At 42.7% G+C, this 20,011-nt stretch carries 17 protein-coding genes; 13 read left to right on the forward strand and 4 right to left on the reverse strand.

The features are described from left to right. Positions 1–76 precede the first annotated feature (76 nt). The 3 genes from MTN96_RS07095 to MTN96_RS07105 all read right to left on the reverse strand — a co-directional run bounded on the left by MTN96_RS07095 (position 77) and on the right by MTN96_RS07105 (position 3,513). On the reverse strand, positions 77–553 hold the full coding sequence (locus tag MTN96_RS07095; RefSeq protein ID WP_029772177.1) for an FKBP-type peptidyl-prolyl cis-trans isomerase: 477 nt from the start codon (positions 551–553) through the stop codon (positions 77–79). Then, positions 554–2,977 (reverse strand): Lon protease family protein, encoded by a 2,424-nt coding sequence (locus MTN96_RS07100; RefSeq protein WP_241232299.1) that lies wholly within the window; start codon positions 2,975–2,977, stop codon positions 554–556. It lies immediately after the preceding gene. A gap of 77 nt (positions 2,978–3,054) precedes the next feature. Further along, positions 3,055–3,513: a hypothetical protein gene (locus MTN96_RS07105; RefSeq protein ID WP_004585924.1), complete on the reverse strand. Its 459-nt coding sequence runs from the start codon at positions 3,511–3,513 to the stop codon at positions 3,055–3,057. 174 nt (positions 3,514–3,687) lie between these two features. On the opposite strand from MTN96_RS07105, the gene leuS reads away from it, so the two are divergent. The 13 genes from leuS to lipA all read left to right on the forward strand — a co-directional run bounded on the left by leuS (position 3,688) and on the right by lipA (position 16,816). Then, entirely contained in the window at positions 3,688–6,276 is a 2,589-nt protein-coding gene (gene leuS, locus MTN96_RS07110; RefSeq protein WP_029772179.1) for a leucine--tRNA ligase, read from the forward strand. Continuing rightward, positions 6,277–6,768, forward strand: coding sequence for an LPS assembly lipoprotein LptE (gene lptE, locus MTN96_RS07115; RefSeq protein WP_248531093.1), 492 nt, complete (start codon positions 6,277–6,279; stop codon positions 6,766–6,768). After that, positions 6,768–7,805, forward strand: a complete 1,038-nt coding sequence (gene holA / locus MTN96_RS07120; protein WP_248531094.1) for a DNA polymerase III subunit delta — start codon at positions 6,768–6,770, stop codon at positions 7,803–7,805. Before lptE ends, holA begins: the two co-directional genes overlap by 1 nt. A gap of 11 nt (positions 7,806–7,816) precedes the next feature. Continuing rightward, positions 7,817–8,452: a nicotinate-nucleotide adenylyltransferase gene (gene nadD, locus MTN96_RS07125; RefSeq protein ID WP_248531095.1), complete on the forward strand. Its 636-nt coding sequence runs from the start codon at positions 7,817–7,819 to the stop codon at positions 8,450–8,452. Between the two features lie 54 nt (positions 8,453–8,506). Then, a complete protein-coding gene (gene rsfS / locus MTN96_RS07130; RefSeq protein ID WP_024033760.1) occupies positions 8,507–8,824 on the forward strand; it encodes a ribosome silencing factor in 318 nt (105 codons plus the stop codon). A gap of 36 nt (positions 8,825–8,860) precedes the next feature. Next, positions 8,861–9,331 carry a 23S rRNA (pseudouridine(1915)-N(3))-methyltransferase RlmH gene (gene rlmH, locus MTN96_RS07135; protein ID WP_004585918.1) on the forward strand — a complete coding sequence of 157 codons (471 nt, stop codon included), beginning with the start codon at positions 8,861–8,863 and terminating at the stop codon, positions 9,329–9,331. Positions 9,332–9,340: 9 nt separating this feature from the next. After that, positions 9,341–11,221 (forward strand): penicillin-binding protein 2, encoded by a 1,881-nt coding sequence (gene mrdA, locus MTN96_RS07140; RefSeq protein WP_248531096.1) that lies wholly within the window; start codon positions 9,341–9,343, stop codon positions 11,219–11,221. Continuing rightward, positions 11,218–12,324 carry a rod shape-determining protein RodA gene (gene rodA, locus MTN96_RS07145; RefSeq protein WP_004585916.1) on the forward strand — a complete coding sequence of 369 codons (1,107 nt, stop codon included), beginning with the start codon at positions 11,218–11,220 and terminating at the stop codon, positions 12,322–12,324. Before mrdA ends, rodA begins: the two co-directional genes overlap by 4 nt. Beyond that, a complete protein-coding gene (locus MTN96_RS07150; RefSeq protein ID WP_248531097.1) occupies positions 12,324–13,088 on the forward strand; it encodes a septal ring lytic transglycosylase RlpA family protein in 765 nt (254 codons plus the stop codon). The genes rodA and MTN96_RS07150 overlap by 1 nt, the downstream gene beginning before the upstream one ends. 311 nt (positions 13,089–13,399) lie before the next feature. Continuing rightward, positions 13,400–14,560, forward strand: coding sequence for a serine hydrolase (locus tag MTN96_RS07155; RefSeq protein WP_004585914.1), 1,161 nt, complete (start codon positions 13,400–13,402; stop codon positions 14,558–14,560). 342 nt (positions 14,561–14,902) lie between these two features. Further along, complete coding sequence (gene ybeD, locus MTN96_RS07160) at positions 14,903–15,181, forward strand: DUF493 family protein YbeD (RefSeq protein WP_024033764.1); 279 nt, start codon at positions 14,903–14,905, stop codon at positions 15,179–15,181. A 19-nt stretch (positions 15,182–15,200) separates the two neighbouring features. Then, positions 15,201–15,854, forward strand: coding sequence for a lipoyl(octanoyl) transferase LipB (lipB, locus tag MTN96_RS07165; protein WP_004585912.1), 654 nt, complete (start codon positions 15,201–15,203; stop codon positions 15,852–15,854). Then, positions 15,851–16,816, forward strand: coding sequence for a lipoyl synthase (gene lipA, locus MTN96_RS07170; protein WP_004585911.1), 966 nt, complete (start codon positions 15,851–15,853; stop codon positions 16,814–16,816). Before lipB ends, lipA begins: the two co-directional genes overlap by 4 nt. Positions 16,817–16,880: 64 nt before the next feature. On the opposite strand, the gene MTN96_RS07175 is transcribed toward lipA, so the two are convergent. Further along, positions 16,881–20,009, reverse strand: a complete 3,129-nt coding sequence (locus MTN96_RS07175) for an efflux RND transporter permease subunit (RefSeq protein WP_248531098.1) — start codon at positions 20,007–20,009, stop codon at positions 16,881–16,883. Positions 20,010–20,011: the final 2 nt, after the last annotated feature.

Here is a 20,011-nt window from a genome sequence, read left to right on the forward strand (position 1 = left end):
TTAAAAAAACACGCAATAAAAAACCCGTTAGCTAACGGGTTTTTTATAAAGTTAATAACACTTTTTTACGCGTGTATTAAGACTCAATAGCCAAAAGCTCTACTTCAAAAATAAGCAGTGATGCAGGTGGAATACTGCCCACTCGCTTTTCGCCATAGGCTAATTGGTGCGGTACATAAAATATGTACTTATCGCCTGGGCTCATAAGTTGTAAGCCTTCGGTCCAGCCTTTAATAACCTGATTTAAACCAAAGCTTATTGGCGTTTTACGCTCTACTGAGCTGTCAAATACGGTGCCATCTATTAACGTGCCGTGGTAATGCACGTTTACTTTACTAGTAGGGTTAGGTGTATTTTCGCTTTCACCTTTGTGCAGCACTTTGTACTGTAAGCCTGAGGCGGTTTCTATTACGCCCTCAACTTTTGCGTTAGCGACAAGGTAGTCGGCTTCAATTTGCGCGTTAATGCCAGCTTGTTGCTTTGCTTTTTTACTATTTTGAAAAATTAAAAAACAAAATATAGCGATGATCACCGCTAAAATTATATTGATCATTTAGTGTTTTTCCTCATCTTCATCGGCTTCTTTATCTTCTTCGCTATCGCCATTAACTATGTCGGCTATATCTTTTAAGCGTGCTAAAGCAATACCATTAACAGAATCCTCTGGGTATTCGCCGTCAATAATATCGCCTGCATCAATATCCATTAATAAGTTAAGTGCTTGGTCTACAGTTTCTACTGCGTAAATATTAAATTTACCGCGTTCAACCGCTTCAAGTATTTCATCATCAAGTACTAAGTTAACTTGGTTAGATTTTGGAATAATAACGCCTTGCTCGCCTGTTAAGCCGCGCATTTTACACAGCTTAAAAAAGCCTTCTATTTTTTCGTTTACGCCGCCAATGGCTTGCACATCACCGTGTTGGTTAATAGAGCCTGTAAGGGCAATAGACTGGCTAATAGGCAAACTGGTAATAGCCGATATAAGCGCACATAACTCAGCAAGTGAGGCGCTATCGCCATCTATATACCCGTAGCTTTGCTCTATAGCTATGTTAGCACTTAGCGTTAAACTAAAGTGCTGGGCGTATTTGTTACCTAAATAACCGGTAAGTAGCATTACACCTTTTGAGTGAATTGCTTTACCTAGCTCGGCTTCACGCTCAACATCTATTACACCATCGGCGCCGGCATATACGGTGGCGGTTATGCGTGCGGGTGTACCAAACGACGTATCGCCAATGTGCAACACTGTTAAGCCGTTTACTTTACCAATGGCTTGACCTTGTGTGGCAATAAGCGTGTGGCCTTCTTTTATGTCGCTTAGCATATTTTCACTTATTTGGCCGGTGCGGTACTGCTTACCTTCAATGGCTTCATCAATATGATGCGCATCAATCAGTGTTTGCTTATCTTGCTTGGCGTAAAAGCTGGCCTCAGCCACCAGTTCAAGCACATCGGCAAAGCGCGCCGATAATTTATTATGGTGCTCTGCTTGGCGGTAGCTAAATTTAAGTAACCGCACCATGGCGGCCTCTGTGGTTGTGCACTTTAACGTTTGCTGGCAGTACTCACTTACTTTAGTAATAAATTGGTACTGAAGCTTATCGCTACTTGGTAAATAGTAATCAAAGTCGGCAAGTACTCTAAATAGCTCTGCAAATTCTTCATCGTACTCACCTATGGTGTAATACAAATCGCGCGAGCCTAATAAAATAATTTTTACATCAAGAGGAATTAATTGCGGGCGCAGTGTAAAGCTGCTGCCTACTGAGCTGTCTTGATATGGTAGGTCGTTTTTAATTTGGTGCGTTTTAAGCGAAAGCTTTAAGCCATCCCACACTTGCGGGTTGGCCATTACTTTTTCGGCATCCATAATTAAGTAACCGCCATTTGCACGGTGCAATGCACCAGGCTGTATAGAGCGGTAACTGGTTATAAGCGAGCCTTGTGATGTTGAATACTCAATTTTGCCAAATATATTGCCAAAGGTTGGGTTTGGCTCATACACCACAGGTGCGGCATCGTCTTCTTTAAATTCAACTAAAATGTTAGGCGCAAAAAAGTCGGTAAGCATGCCTTTACGGTCAAAGTCTTCTTTGCTTTCTTCGCTTTCATCTTCATCGTCTAGCCACTCAAGTACTGCATCAATTATTTCTACACGAATATCTTTTAAGTAGCGCAGCACTCCAATATGTGCAGCGTATTTATGCTCTAAGTCTTTTAATAATGGCTTTGTAGCTTGCTCGGCTGTGGCCTTTTTTAGATTACGCTGTTTTTCTTTTGATTCGCGTTTCCAGCGAGGCAGCTCAATCAGCGCTTCAATTAAGGCATCTTCTAGTTTTTCTATTTTTTCAAAAAACTCATCACGAAGCTCTTCATCTAGGGCGGCAAATTCGTTATCGCTTAACTGCCTGCCTTCAACTAAAGGCGCAAAACCTACGGCGTTTTTCTCTTCTATTAGCGCTACGCTTTGCTCAAGCGCCATTTCTTCTACTGCGGTAATAGCGCTGTCGTAAGCGTCGTTAAATTCGCTCTCGATTGACTTTTTTTTGCGTTGATAAGCTGGGTTATCAAACGCTGCCGGAAAGGTGTCGAGTACTTCATCTAAAAATGAGTCTATGTCGTCGCTTAACTGCTTGCTTTGCCCTGCTTGCATAAATAGCGCAATTGGCTCGCGGTGGTCATCGTAATTATTAACATACAACCACTCGTTAGGTGTGGGGCGATCTTTTGCGTGTTGTTTAAGTTTGTCTTTTACAAGTGTAAATCGGCCATGCGCGGCCTCACCCATTACATAAACATTATAGCCTGGCAGCTCCATCCCAAGTGAAAAGTCGAGCGCACTTTGGGCGCGTTGTTGGCCTATAAAGGTAAGTTGCTCTGGGTATGGATTGCTCATACACGTGCTAACGTGATTAGTAGAAATGCTCGGTGCGAGCTGTGAAACAGATAATGGCAGCAGTTTTTTCGTCATTCTAACTTCTTTTTGTACCAACATACTCGCTGGCTTTGGGCGTATTAAGTGGCCTACAAGCCACTTAATACATATATTTAGGGTTGTAATGCCTTACGGCTAAAATAAATACCATCACATTCAATGCACGGTGTAATTTGTGTAGCGTGATAAATATCAAAACTATGGGTGCAATTCTTACATACTAATGTGCCCATGGCTATCCATTCGCCTGCGTGATACATCCCATTGTGCTTAAAATCTTGACTAAGAGACTGCCATTCAAGCTGGGTTTTGTCCTCTATGTGTGAAAGCTCATACCATAACGACTCTTTAAGCTCTTGCCATGCAAGCGAATTATAGTGCGATTCGTTTTCTTGAACGTGTTCTATGTCGCGCTGCAAATAACTTTTATAGAGTCCGTATTTTTCTTTGCCTAGGTCTTTAAGTGCTTGCTCAGATTCAACAAATCGGGTCATTGCATCTTTTACTTCGTGATCTTTTACATCTTTTAACCAATTAGTTAAATCGCTAAGCCATGTTTTATAATCTGCCATTTTATACTCCATCAAAATCAAGGGCGTGTTGGCCTTTAACATAGATAAGTATAGGTTAACCTGCACTGAAAGTGAGATTTTAACAAAACCGTGCTTATACGCTGTGATTAGGCTTTTATTTGGGGTATCCTATCGGCAATTTTTTATTAGTTTGCAAGAAGTCTGGAATCATAGATGCAAGAGCAATATAACCCGCAAGACATAGAGTCAAAAGTCCAAAGTTACTGGGAAGAAAACCAGGTATTTAAAGTCACCGAAGATGAGAGCAAAGAAAAGTATTACTGCCTTTCTATGTTCCCGTATCCAAGTGGCCGACTGCATATGGGTCATGTGCGTAATTACACAATTGGTGATGTTGTTTCTCGTTTCCAGCGCCTGCAAGGCAAAAACGTAATGCAACCAATGGGTTGGGATGCGTTTGGTTTACCTGCAGAAAACGCCGCTATCAAAAACAAAACAGCGCCAGCTAAGTGGACATACGAAAACATTGATTACATGCGTAACCAACTTAAGCAATTAGGCTTTGGTTACGACTGGGATCGTGAAATAGCCACGTGTCACCCAGAATACTACAAATGGGAACAATGGTTTTTCACTAAGCTGTACGAAAAAGGCTTAGTGTACAAAAAAATGTCAACGGTTAACTGGGATCCAGTTGATCAAACTGTACTTGCCAACGAACAAGTTATAGATGGCCGCGGATGGCGCTCTGGTGCAGTGGTTGAGCAAAAAGAAATTCCACAGTGGTTTATTAAAATTACTGACTACGCACAAGAGCTTTTAGACGACTTAGACAAGTTAGAAGACTGGCCTGAGCAAGTTAAAACCATGCAGCGCAACTGGATTGGTCGCTCTGAAGGGTTAGACATTGAGTTTACGCGTACCGACAACAACGAAAAGTTTAGCGTATACACTACACGTCCAGATACATTTATGGGTGTAACTTACCTAGCCGTTGCCGGTGGCCACCCTATTGCGCAAGAAGCCGCTAAAAACAGCGATGCAATTGCAATGTTTGTTGAAGAATGCAAAAACACCAAAGTTGCCGAAGCAGACATGGCCACTATGGAGAAAAAAGGCATTGCAACAGGCTTTTACGCGACTCACCCATTAACGGGCGAGCAAGTTCCAATTTGGGTTGCTAACTTTGTATTAATGCATTACGGCTCAGGCGCGGTGATGGCAGTACCTGCTCACGACCAACGCGACTATGAATTTGCCACAGCATACGGCCTAGACATAAAACAAGTAATTGCACCAGTTGAAGGCTCAGAGCTTGAAGTAAATTTAAAAGAAGAAGCATTCACTGAAAAAGGCGTGTTAGTTAATTCTGGCGAATTTGATGGCCTTGATTTTGAAGGCGCATTTAACGCTATTGCCGACAAACTAGAAGCACTGGGTGTGGGTGAGCGTAAAGTTAACTTCCGCTTACGTGACTGGGGTGTTAGCCGCCAGCGTTACTGGGGTTCACCAATCCCAATGCTGAGCGACGAAAACGGTAACGAATTAGCCGCCACCGAAGAAATGCTGCCAGTACGTTTACCAGAAGATGTAGTTATGAATGGCGTTACTTCGCCAATCAAAGCAGACCCAGAATGGGCAAAAGCAACGGTAAATGGCGTACCAGCAACACACGAAACAGATACCTTTGACACCTTTATGGAGTCATCTTGGTACTACGCACGTTACTGTAGCCCGCGTCACGATGAAGGCATGCTAGACCCAGCAGCAGCTAACTATTGGTTACCAGTAAACCAATACATAGGTGGTATTGAGCACGCTATTTTACACTTATTGTATTCGCGTTTTTTCCATAAGTTATTACGTGATTTTGGTTTAGTAAATTCAGACGAGCCATTCGATCGCTTACTTTGTCAGGGCATGGTACTTGCCGAAACGTTCTACCGTAAAGATGAAAAAGGCGGTGACGTATGGATTTCGCCAAGCGATGTAAATACCGAAACTGACGAAAAAGGCCGCGTAACTAAAGCATGGCACAAAGAAGATGGTGAACCTGTGTTCTCATCGGGCATGAGCAAAATGTCTAAGTCTAAAAACAACGGTATAGACCCACAAGAAGTAATTGCCCAATACGGTGCAGATACTGTGCGTTTATTTATGATGTTTACCGCACCACCAGAGCAAACGCTTGAATGGTCAGACTCAGGCGTTGAAGGCGCGCACCGCTTCTTAAAACGTATTTGGAAATACGCAGTAGATGTGAAAACAGTTGGCTACCAAGCACTTGATAAATCAGCGCTTAGTAACCCACAAAAAGTACTGCGTCGTGAGCTACACAAAGCCATTGCAAAAGTGAGCGATGATATTGAACGTCGTCAAACGTTTAACACTGCAATTGCTGCCATTATGGAGCTTTCTAATAAGTTATTAAAAGCGCCATTAAACGATACGCAAGATGTTGCTATTGCTAACGAAGCATTAGAAGCCCTGCTTATTATGCTTGCGCCAATTACGCCGCATTTATCGCACCAGTTATGGCAAGAGCTTGGTAAAGAGGGTGACATTTTAGATGCAGCATGGCCTAAAGTAGACGAGTCTGCCCTTGTTGAAGATGAAAAATTAATCATCGTACAAGTAAATGGCAAACTACGCGCTAAGCTAACTGTAGCCGCCGATGCAACACAAGAGCAGGTAGAAGCACTTGCGTTTGCTGAGTCTAACGTAACTAAATTTACTGATGGCGCAACCATTCGTAAAATTATTTACGTACCGGGTAAACTACTTAACGTGGTAGCTAACTAAATGGTTAGCTTTAACGCCCTTAAAAACACATTAGCCTTAGTGCTAATGTGTTTTGTGTTATCTAGCTGTGGCTTTCATTTAAAGAAAGCCTCTAGCCTGCCCGATAACCTTAAAACGCTTACACTTAAAGGTGATGATGAAAAATCATCGTTATTTTTAAACCTTAAAAAAGAGCTTAAAGCCAGTAACGTAGAACTGACGCCTTCGGCTAAAAATGTTGCCCAGCTGTACTTACGCAAAGAAAGCATTGAGCGCCAAACCTTATCGTTGTTTCAAAATGGTCAGGTGGCTGAATACGAGCTTGCCTACGGGGTAAGCTATGTTGTTAAACGCCCAGGCGAAAAAGCCATAGAAAAGCGCTTTGAGCTTTATCGTAACTACCAAGACGACCCCGATCACGCACTTGCAAAAGCAAAAGAGCTTGAGCTGCTTATTAGCGAAATTCGTAAGCAAGCCAGTGGTCGTATTGTTAGAGAGCTGTCGCAACTATAATGCGCTGTTATGCTAATCAGTTACCGAGTGAATTAAATAAAGGTTTAAAACCCTTTTATTTAGTGTTTGGTGAAGAACCGTTTCAAGAAGCGCAATGTGTGCAGCAAATACGCGACATAGCAAAAGCCCAAGGCTTTGATGAGGTAATTAAATTTACCCTAATGCAAGGGTTTGATTGGCAAGAAATTATAGCTCAATATCAAAGCATGTCTTTGTTTAGTGCGCGCACTATAATTGAGCTTGATTTAAACCAACAAAAACCTGGCACCCCAGGTAGTAATACCTTCAAAAAAATAGTCGAGTTAATTAACCCTGATACCATTTTAATTGTAAAAGGGGCTAAAGCCAGCCAAGACGTACAACGTGGCGCTTGGTTTAAAGCGCTCGATAAACACGGTGTATTTGTACCGTGCTACCCGCTTGCAGGGAATCATTTAAAACGCTGGTTAGATGAACAAGTAGCGCGCCTTTCTCTAAATATGCAAAACGAAGCAAAATTGAGCTTAATTAACGCTACCGAAGGCAATTTGTTAGCGTGTTTCCAGGAGCTCGAAAAGCTCTCGCTACTGCATGGTAATGCCTTAATAACCCAGCAACTTGTGATGCAAGGGCTATTAAATCAAGCCAAGTTTGATATTTTTGACTTAAGTGATGCCCTATTAAATGGCCACGCCAAGCAAGCAATTAAAGTACTTAATAAACTGGCCAGCGATAACACCGAAGTGGTGAGTATTTTATGGGCTATAAATAAAGAGCTCACCAGTTTGCTCACTATTCAGCAAGGGCTTTTAAATGGCGAGCCTATCGCACAGTTATTTAAAAAAAATGGTATTTGGAAAAACCAGCAAGGCCCAGTGCAAAATGCGATTAACCGCTTAAATATTAATACCCTTGAGCAAATAAGCAGTGAGCTTGCACTGTTTGATTCAAGCTACAAACAAGGTAACTTAATTGCGCCTTACCAAGCGCTTGCCCATATTTGTATTAAGTTTTGCCAGCCGCTTGATATTCCAATGCCTTGCCACGCACTTAACTAAAGATTTTTAACATGATTGCAATTTTTGGCGGCACCTTCGACCCCGTGCATTTAGGCCATCTAAATATGGCCTCACAGTGTGTAAATACATTTAACTTATCCACGTTGTACTTTATGCCCTGTGCACTTCCCGCGCACAAAGCTGCGCCAGATATAAGTACAGCGCACCGTATTAATATGCTCAATGCCGCTATTGCCCCTTACCCTCATTTTGCACTTGATTTAAGAGAGCTTAATCGTACTGGGCCTTCTTACTCATTGTTAAGTTTACAAGAGCTAAGAGCTGAGCACCCAGATACGCCAATTCTTTTTTTAATGGGCATGGACTCGTTTAATAACCTCGACAAATGGTATGAATGGCAAGCAATTACACAGCTATGCCATATAGTGGTTTATCATCGCCCGGGGCAAACATGTAACCCAAATAAGGCGCTTAAAAGCTATGTCAGTAATGCCCACACTGAAGCGCCACAGCAACTTGCCACAAACAACTTTGGTAAGCTTTATTTTTTACCTGGTGAGACCCTTGATGCTGCCTCAAGCACTATTCGAGAGCAATTAAAAAAAACCAATAAAAATAATGAACTATTACCCGAACCTGTCAGTCACTACATTAAGCAACACCAGCTTTATCAAAGTGATGATTAAAACCCCCTAGCATGTTAAAATGCACGCTATTAAATTTAAAATTGAGACAATACCTTGGATTCGAAACAACTACTTGCCTTTGCACTAGACAAAATTGACGATATGAAAGCACGCGACGTGGTACAACTAGACGTACGTGACAGCTCAGACATTACCGATTACATGGTTGTGTGCTCGGGTACTTCTAAGCGTCATGTGCAATCAATTGCCGATAACGTAGCAAAAGAAGCTCGCCACGCTGGCGAAGAACCTTTAGGTTACGAAGGTCAAGACGAAGGCGAATGGGTACTGGTAGATTTAGGTGATGTAGTTGTACACGTGATGCAAGATCACGCACGTAGCTATTACGATCTAGAAAAACTGTGGGGCTAAGCGCCACTATTTTTTAATTGAGCTTGGAAGTATTACGTGAAAATACAAATGATCGCCGTTGGCACAAAAATGCCAGCGTGGGTAGAAACCGGATTTGCAGAGTACCAACGCCGTTTTCCTAAAGATATGGCGCTTGAGCTAATAGAAATTCCGGCCGGTAAACGCGGTAAAAATGCCGATATAAAACGCATTTTGCACACCGAAGGTGAAAAAACCTTAGCCGCTATTCCAAAAGGCAATCGCATTGTTACCCTAGAGGTAACAGGTAAACCACTTGATACTCACCAGCTTGCTAAAAATATGGAAAAGTGGCAGCTCGATGGCCGCGACGTTAGTTTGCTTATTGGCGGCCCTGAAGGGTTAGCCCCTGAGTGCATTGCCGCCTCTGAGCAAAAATGGTCGTTATCTAACTTAACGTTACCGCACCCTTTAGTGCGTATTATTGTTGCCGAAAGCCTATACCGAGGCTGGAGCTTAAATAACAACCATCCTTATCATCGCGAGTAACGCCTTGTTATGATTAAGCAAAGACCCACAATACGCGACCATTCCGCTGAGGCAAACTTATTTGCACGGCGCGCATTTGTGGGTTTTATTTTTGTTTTAGGCTTAGTAGCAATTTTGCTTTCTAATCTTTATACCATTCAGGTAGAAGAACACACCGACTATCAAACCCGCTCTAACGATAACCGTATTAAAGTAATTCCTATTGCGCCAAACCGTGGCCTCATTTACGACCGCAACGGTGTACTGCTTGCTGAAAACAAACCCGTTTATAACCTCGAGGTTATTCCTGAAGAGGTCGACGATTTAGCTAAATCGCTTGAGCAAGTTAGCAAAATAATTACGATTACCGAGCAGCAAAAAAAAGACTTTATTGATGACATAAAGCATACGCGTCGTTTTAAGTCGCAAGTACTAAAAGCCCGCTTAGATGAAACCGAAGTGGCCCAATTTGCGGTTAATCAGCATAAATTTCCGGGCTTTAGCATTGAGGCGCGCCTTGCACGCTTTTACCCATATGGCGATACGCTAACCCATGCATTAGGCTACGTTGCAAAACTAAACCGCAAAGAACTTAATAAGTTAGAACAAGAAGACCAAGCCACAAATTACCGCGCTACGCACGATATTGGTAAGCTTGGCATAGAAAAATATTACGAGCAGCTTTTGCATGGCCAAGTCGGCTCTCAACGCGTTGAGGTGAATAACCGCGGCCGTGTTATTCGCACATTAAGTATGACCCCCCCGCAGCCGGGCAGTGATTTAGTGCTTACCTTAGATATAGGTTTACAGCAAATAGCCCAACATGCGCTTAAAGATATGCGCGGCGCGGTTGTAGTAATGGATGCCAAAGATGGCGGCGTATTAGCACTTTATTCAAACCCGAGTTACGACCCTAATTTATTTGTCCATGGTATTAGCAGTAAAGATTATAAAGCACTGCTAAACCCCGACCGCCCTCTAATTAACCGTGCTACTCAAGGGCGCTATGCGCCAGCTTCCACAGTAAAACCGCATATGGCCATACTGGCACTTGAAGAAAACATTGTCAGTGAAAGCACCTCGGTGTGGGATCCTGGTTTTTTTCAAATACCGAATGTTGAACATAAATGGCGCGATTGGAAACGTTGGGGCCACGGCCACGTAGATGTTTACAAAGCGATTGAAGAGTCGTGCGATACTTACTTTTACGATGCGGCGTACCGCTTAGGCATAACAAAAATTAGTAATTTTATGGCCCGCTTTGGCTTTGGTGACTTATCGGGAATAGACATACACGAAGAAACCACAGCCATACTGCCCTCAAAAGAGTGGAAAGAAGGCCGCTTTAAAGAGTCGTGGTGGCGTGGCGATACTATTTCAGTGGGGATTGGCCAAGGGTATTGGACTGCCACCCCTATTCAAATTGCTAACGCGACTAACATATTGGTTAATAAAGGCATAAACCACCCGCCGCATTTAGCACAAGTGGCTAAAAAAGAAGACCAAGTGACGCAAATTAATAACGAAGAAAAACCGCCGGTGGTACTTAATAACCCTGATAACTGGCGTATCGCGCTCGATGCCATGCACAATACCGTAAAAAAAGTAACAGGAACGGCACACCGTGCATTTAAAGGCGCTAATTATGACCCTGCGGGTAAAACAGGCACAGCGCAAGTAGTGAGTATTGCCCAAGGTGAGCGTTACGATGCGAAATCACTAAAGGAGCGCCAACGCGATAACGCGATTTATATTGGTTTTGCTCCGTATGACGACCCTAAAATTGTGGTTTCAATTGTGGTAGAAAACACCGGTGGCGGAAGCTCTGTGGGTGCACCTATTGCACGTGAGCTAATGGATTACTATTTTGCAGCAAACCCAATAGAAGTTGCTAGGAATACAGTGCAATGACCGTATTAAACACCCAGCGCTCGATATGGATGCGCATGCATTTAGACTTACCGTTACTAATTGCCTTATTACTTATGATGGCAGGCAGTATCACCATAGTATATAGCGCAAGCGGCCAAGACTCGGCCATGATGATCCGCCATATCACCCGTATGGGCGGCGCTATTATAGGCATGATAGTGCTTGCACAGTTCTCCCCCGCGACTCTCAAACGCTTAGTGATCCCCCTTTACTGTGTTGGGTTACTCATGTTGGTGGGCGTATTGCTCTTTGGCGTGAGCTCAAAGGGCGCTCAGCGCTGGTTAAATTTAGGTATTACTCGCTTTCAGCCCTCAGAACTTATGAAGCTGGCGGTCCCTATGATGGTGGCTTGGTACATTGGCCGAAACCAACTTCCGCCACGCCCATTACACCTTATTATTGGCTTTGTCATCGTGATGCTGCCTACCTTATTAATTAAAGAACAGCCCGACTTAGGCACCTCAATTTTGATTGCCAGCTCAGGAATATTTGTGTTGTTTTTATCGGGTTTAAGCTGGCGTTTAATTGGCTTTTTAAGCTCGGTTGTCGCACTGGCTGCATGGCCATTTTGGCACTACGGTATGCACGACTACCAAAAGCAGCGCGTATTAACGTTTTTAGACCCAGAGAGCGATCCGCTTGGCTCGGGGTATCATATTATTCAATCCAAAATAGCCATCGGCTCAGGTGGTATAGAAGGTAAAGGCTGGTTGCAAGGCACGCAATCACAACTCGAATTTTTACCAGAGCGCCATACCGACTTTATATTTTCGGTATTAAGTGAAGAGTTTGGCTTATTTGGTGTATGTGTTTTATTAAGCCTGTACTTATTTATTATCGGCCGTGGTTTATACATTGCGGTAAACGCGCAAGATGCGTTTGGTAAATTATTGGCCGGCGCCCTTACCCTCACCTTTTTTGTTTATATTTTTGTAAATATAGGCATGGTATCGGGCTTGTTGCCTGTTGTAGGTGTACCTTTACCCCTTATTAGTTATGGCGGCACCTCTATGGTGACGTTAATGGCCGGATTTGGCATTATTATGTCAATTGCGACAGATAAAAGGATGCTTTTAAAATAATGAATAAGCCTACCCAGCTGTTATTTATTTCAGCCTTAATATTTATGTTAAGCGCATGTAGTAGCGGCTCTAATAGTCGTTATCATATGGAGCACGATGCCGCACCTTTACGCGCGCCAACCGCACTTGAGATGCAAGATGCCGTTGTGGTGGATGTTAAAAAAAGTGCCAGTGCAAGTCGCCCGTACGAGGTATTAGGCAAACGTTATACGCCAATGCTTGATGAAAAAGGGTATACAGAAGAAGGGATCGCTTCGTGGTACGGCCGTAAGTTTCATGGCTACCATACCTCAAACGGTGAAATTTACGATATGTTTGCCATGAGCGCGGCCCATAAAACCTTACCCCTGCCAAGCTTTGTACGCGTTACTAATACTGCCAACAATAAATCGGTAATTGTACGTGTAAACGACCGTGGGCCGTTTCATGATGACAGAATAATAGATCTTTCGTATGCTGCTGCTTATAAATTAGGCTATTACACTCACGGTACAGCCAAGGTTAAGCTAGAGGCGATTACGCTCGACAGCATTCCTGCACGTAAAACATATATACAGGTAGCTGCGGGTAGTAAGCTTAGCAATATTGAAGCATTAGCTTCTACATTACGCCTGCAGTATCAAGTACCTACTAATATAGTAAAAGCAGACAACATATATCGTTTGCATTTGGGCCCGATTAAAGATGCCCAGCATGCACAAGACGTATTAAAAAAATTAAAACAAAACCAATTTCAAAACGCGTTCTTGCTTTACACTCAGTAAGACAAATACCTAAACCACGCCAAAATGTAGGATTCAGCGTTGTATTGGGGCTTAAAATCTAGGTGTTATTTTTTAAATGGGAATCCCTTTTAAAAAATAACAACACAGAAAATCAGCCTTAGTGAAACGCCCTGAAGCGTGGTTTAAAAACGATTTATACTGCGTTATTGATTTGAACAATAGAGTGACTATTATTGACAATCAATACCTTGTCTAAGTTGTTTTTAATTCCAACGACGCTCGCATCTCGGGGTAGTTTGGGTATAAGATGGACTAACGCGAATTTTTAACTTTAACCATTAATGAGTATGATGAAATCAATTAAACATAAAATCCTCAAAGGTGTATGCGGCTTAGTTTGCACAGCCGCCGTATTTTCAGCCAGCGCCCAAATTATTCCGGCTCCACCTCAAATTAATGCAAAAGGTTATTTTTTAGTAGACTTTACAACAGGTAAAGTTATTGCTGAAGGTGAAGCTGATACAAAGCTAGCCCCTGCAAGCTTAACTAAAATGATGACCAGTTATGTAATTGGTACAGAAATAAACGCCGGTAACATTGCACCAACCGATATGGTTACAGTGAGTGAAAAAGCCTGGGCTAAAAACTTCCCTGAATCGTCAAAAATGTTTATTGAAGTAGGCAAGCAAATAAGTGTTGATGAGCTTAATCACGGTATTATTATTCAATCTGGTAATGATGCGTGTGTAGCCATGGCTGAGCACATTGCAGGTAGCGAAAGCGCATTTGCTGATTTAATGAATGCCCATGCCGCAAAATTAGGCATGAGCAACAGCCACTTTATTAATAGCCACGGTTTAGATACAGACGAGCATTACACTACCCCACGTGATATGGCGACCCTAGGCGCTGCACTTATTCGTGATGTACCTGATGAGTACGCACTTTATAAGCAAAAATCGTTTACTTACAACGGCATTAAACAATATAACCGTAACTCTTTGTTATGGGATGAAAGCCTAGATGTTGATGGCATTAAAACGGGTCACACATCAGAGGCAGGTTATAGTTTAGTAACGTCTGCGACTAAAAACGACATGCGTTTAATTGCGGTTGTTATGGGCACATCAAGCGAGCGCGCACGTAAAGTAGAAAGCAAAAAACTACTTAACTACGGATTTCGCTTTTTTGAAACAATTACACCTTACAAAGCAGGCGACAGCTTTGCAGAGCAACGTATTTGGATGGGTAATAAAGAAAATGTATCGTTAGGCATTTTAGAAGATACCCCAATTACCATTCCACGTGGTCAACATAAAAACCTTAAAGCTAACTTTGAGCTAGACAACACGCTTGAAGCACCATTAGCGAAAGGCACTAAAGTAGGTACGTTATTCTTACAACTAGAGGGCGAAGACATTGCACAATACCCGCTAGTAACACTTGAAGAAGTGGAAGAAGGAAGCTTCTTTAGCAAAATTTACGACTACTTACGTTTACAAATTATGTAAACGTAAAAATAACCCAACAGTCGTTGGGTTGTTAAACGAAGCGCCTCTGTTATGAGGCGTTTTTTTTTGCTTGAAAAATGCTAGAATGCGCCCCATATAAGCAGGATCACCCTAAACCTGCCAGTCACGCTTAGCGTTATACCAATTCGGTTAATTAAGTAATCTATTTTGAGGCTGGAAAAACGTGTTGATAACTTGGCTAATAAATCGCTATTTAGTTGTTCTAAATGAGCATTTTTTAACGCCGGTAGCAACATGTTTAGCCCCGCAAAATGATTAAGTCTTATTGCGGATTGATATTATCTCACGTAGCCAACATTTTTTGTTTGAGGAGTCACCGTCGTGGTTCAACCTGTTAAAAATACTAAATTTGATGAGTACCTTGAGTACCCATGTCCGTTCACATTTAAAGTTATGGGTTTAGCAAACGTTAACCTTACGGAACAAATTTTAGCTAAATTACAACCTATTGCACCTGGTGACTACGCACCAAAAGTAAAGCCAAGTAGTAAAGGCAATTATGAGTCGGTAACGTTTGTTGCCACAGTGACAAGCGGTAAACACATAGAAGAAATTTACAACGTGATCAGCAACATTGATGACGTACGCCATATGCTTTAAGCCATAGTTGAGACTTGTTGTGAACGAAAACACTTTAATCGTACGCCAACTAGGCCGTCAGCGTTACATGCCAATTTGGCAAAAAATGCAGGCCTATACCGACACCCGTGACGACAGCTCGCCAGATGAAATTTGGCTTGTAGAGCACGAGAGTGTATTTACACAAGGCCAAGCTGGTAAAGATGAGCATTTACTCGCCCCTGGTGACATAGAAGTCATTAAGGTAGACCGTGGCGGGCAAGTTACTTACCATGGCCCCGGCCAACAAATGATGTATGTGTTATTTAACTTGCGCCGCTTAAAAATTGGTGTGCGCGAGCTTGTTACTTGGCTTGAAGAGTGCATTATTGATACCCTTAATGAGTATGATATTAAAGCCTACGCAAAAGCCGATGCACCCGGTGTGTACGTAAACGACAGTAAAATTGCATCATTAGGATTACGTGTTCGTCGTGGTTGCTCGTTTCATGGATTAGCATTAAATGTTAACATGGACTTAAGCCCGTTTTTACGCATCAACCCGTGTGGTTATGCCGGCATGAACATGGTGCAAACGAAAGAATTAAACGGCCCTCAAAACTTAGCACAAGCAGGTGAAGGGCTGGTAAAACACATGATAAAGAAGCTTAATGCAACACAGGTTAAGCATACTGAAGGGTTTGAAAACGAATGAATAAACCAGTCAAAATGGAACCAGGTGTAAAACTACGCGACGCAGAAAAAATGGCGTTGATCCCCGTTAAAGTTTTACCTACAGAAAAAACTGAAATGTTGCGCAAGCCAGAGTGGCTTAAAATTCGCTTACCAAAATCTACCGAGCGTATCGACGGTATAAAACAAGCTATGCGCAAGCACGGCTTACACTCAGTATGTGAAGAGGCCTCGTGCCCTAACCTTTCTGAGTGTTTTAACCACGGTACTGCTACCTTTATGATTTTAGGTGCTATTTGTACTCGTCGTTGCCCATTTTGTGATGTTGCCCATGGTCGCCCATTAAAACCTGATGCAGCAGAGCCTGAAAAGCTTGCACTGACAATTAAAGACATGAAGCTTAGCTACGTGGTTATTACCTCGGTTGACCGTGATGATTTACGTGATGGCGGCGCACAGCATTTTGCCGATTGTATTCGCGAAATCCGTAAGCACAATCCAACCATTACTATCGAGATTTTAGTGCCAGATTTTCGTGGTCGTATGGACCGCGCACTGGAGATTTTAATTGAAACGCCACCTGATGTGTTTAATCACAATCTAGAAACTGCCCCGCGTTTGTACAAGCTTGCGCGCCCGGGTGCCGATTATAAATGGTCGTTAGAATTACTTCGTCGCTTTAAAGAAGCGCACCCAGAGGTAAAAACTAAGTCTGGCTTAATGGTTGGCCTAGGTGAAGAAATTAGTGAAATAGAAGAAGTATTACGTGACCTACGTGCGCATAACGTTGACATGCTTACCGTTGGCCAATACTTACAGCCTTCTAAGCATCACTTGCCAGTTAAACGTTACGTGCCACCAGCGGAATTTGACGCACTGAAAGAATACGCTGATGAAATTGGCTTTACGCATGCTGCCTCTGGCCCATTTGTTCGTTCAAGCTATCACGCTGACCAGCAAGCTGCAGGTAAAGAAGTAAAATAGTTACTTTTTAAAACGCATTAAAAAAGCCCTTAGCAATTAAATTGCTAAGGGCTTTTTTGTCGGTTTAATTTTTACCACTGCGTTTAAGTATATAATAAAACACAGGTGTAAGTATTAAGCCAAATATCGTTACGCCTATCATGCCAGAAAATACCGCAACGCCCATAGCTTGGCGCATTTCAGAGCCTGCTCCCGATGAAAACACCATAGGTACAACCCCCATAATAAATGCTATTGAGGTCATTAATATTGGGCGTAATCGCAACCGGCTCGCCTCTTTAATGGCATTAAATGCATCCATACCGGTATCTTGCAGCTCTTTTGCAAACTCAACAATTAAAATAGCGTTTTTAGTGGCAAGTCCAAACAACACAATTAGGCCAATTTGGGTAAAAATATTATTATCACCACCATAAATAGCCACACCAATCAGCGCACTTAGCAATGTCATAGGCACAATTAAAATAATAGCGACAGGCAAACGTAAGCTTTCGTACTGCGCTGCTAAAACCAAAAATACAAGCAATACAATAAGTGGAAATACATACATTGAAGTATCGCCCGCTAAAATTTGCTGATAGGTTATGTCTGTCCACTCATACGCAATACCCATTGGCAGTGTTTCATCGAGTATTTTTTCTATTGCGGCTTTAGCTTGGTCAGAGCTATACCCTGGTGCGGGTACGCCGTTAACCTCAGCCGTAACATAGCCGTTATAATGCATTACTCTATCTGGCCCTAAACTATGCTCAATACTAAGCACTGCGCCAAGGGGGATCATATCACCATTTTTATTGCGCACTTTTAATTGCTTAATTTGCTCTACATCTTCCCTGTACGGTGCATCGGCCTGCACATTTACCTGATACGTGCGACCAAATAAATTAAAGTCGTTCACATAAACTGTGCCCAAATAGCCTTGCATTGCTTCAAATAAGGTGTTTATTTCAAGCCCTAAGCTTAGTGCCTTTTTACGGTCTACCTTTACATCTAGCTGTGGTACGTCGGTTGTAAAACTGGTAAACGCATTAGCAAGGGCGGGGTCGGCTTTAGCCTTAGCAATTACTTCATTTGTTACTTGCTGCAAGGTGTCAAACCCTAATGAGCCTCTATCTTCAAGCTGCAGCCTAAAGCCACCAATGGTGCCCATTCCCCTTACTGGAGGAGGCGGAAATATAGCAACATTAGCGCCTTTTATTTGACTAAGTTGTTTATTTAAATCTTCCGCTATTTCAGCTGCCGACATGCGCGGGCCCTGCCGCTTTGAAAACGGCTCTAACGGTGTAAACATCATCCCCGAACTTGGGTTTATAGATAAACCATTAATGCTTAAACCTGCAAAGGCGACAGCGTCACTAACGCCTGGGTGCGCCCTGATTATCTCTGACATTTGGCGAACCACCGCTTCAGAGCGATCTAGCGATGCTGCATTAGGTAATTGCGCAAAAGCGACGAGATACATTTTATCCTGCGGCGGAACATACCCTGTTGGCGTATTTTCAAACTGCTGCCACGTTAAGGCCAGTAAACCAACGTATAGCACACCAATTATGCCGCCTTTATGCACTATTCGGCCAACGGCTCCTGTGTATTTACCCGAGGCTTTATCGAACATTTTGTTAAAAGGCGCGAATAACCAACGGCCAAATAATTTATTAATGGCACGACTTAACCAATCGTTGTCTTGCCCATGAGGTTTGAGTAATAACGCAGCCAGCGCTGGGCTCAGCGTAAGCGAGTTAATGGCAGAAAGCACTGTTGAAATAGTAATTGTAAGAGCAAATTGACGATAAAATTGCCCTGTTAAACCGCTCATAAACGCAGTAGGAATAAACACCGCAGCAAGCACTAAAGTAGTGGCAATAATAGGCCCTGTTACTTCTTTCATTGCTTGAGTGGTTGCATCAATGGGGCTTAATCCCTCACTGATGTTTCTTTCAACGTTTTCGACCACAACAATGGCATCATCAACAACAATACCGATTGCTAACACCAAGCCAAATAACGACAACGCATTAAGTGAAAATCCCATTAAGTGCATAAAAGCAAAGGTGCCCACTAATGAAATTGGCACTGCCACCAGCGGAATAATAGATGCTCGCCATGTTTGTAAAAACAGCACGATGACCAACACAACTAATAAAACCGCTTCAAATAATGTATCGACTACAGCTTCAATAGAGCCCCTTACAAATACGGTAGGGTCATACACTATTTCATAGCTCATGCCCTCTGGAAATAGCGCCGACAGTTCAGCCATTTTAGCGCGCACATCGTCAGAAATTTGTAATGCATTAGAGCCTGGCGCTTGAAAAACAGGCACAGCGGCAATGGATTCATTATTAAGAAGTGGCCTAAGGGTATAAGTATCTGCACCTAGCTCTACTCTAGCAACATCTTTTAGCAGTGTAATTTCGCCGTTATCGCCCGTTTTTACGATTATTTCTTCAAATTCATCTTGCTCTATTAAACGCCCTTCTACATTGATAAGCCATTGAAACTCACTGGTGCCTATGGGTTGTGCGCCTAGGCTTCCTGCCGCAGCTTGCTGATTTTGCGAGCGAATAGCATTGACTACATCACTTGGATTTAAATTGAGCGCCGCTAATTTGTTAGGCTCTAGCCACACACGCATACTGTAATCGCCTGCGCCAAATACACGTACTTGGCCCACGCCATTAATGCGCTTTAGCTCATCTTTTATAAATTGATCGCTATAATTAGACAGGTACAAACTGTCGTATCGCCCTGAAGGCGAAGTTATATGTACCGCGAGGGTAAGGTTCGGTGATGACTTTTCGGTGACCACGCCTAGCCTTTGTACTTCCTCTGGTAGGCGAGGTATTGCTCTATTAACCCTATTTTGTACCAAAGTAGTTGCGTCGTCAGGATCGCTTCCTATCGCAAAGGTGACTGTTAATGTCATGGTGCCGGCAGAGTTTGCAAGCGATGACTGGTACAGCATGTTTTCTACGCCGTTTATCTCTTGTTCAAGCACTGTGGCCACGGTTTCGGCTATTACCTTAGGATTTGCACCTGGGTAGTTAGCTGTAACAACAACTGTTGGGGGTACTACATCTGGGTATTCTGTAATAGGTAATTGCCATATGGCTATGGCACCCCCTATAAAAATAAGAATAGATAAAACCGCTGCAAAAATAGGTCGATGAATAAAAAACTGAGAAAAATTCATTA

The organism is Pseudoalteromonas sp. 2CM28B (genome assembly GCF_023161935.1).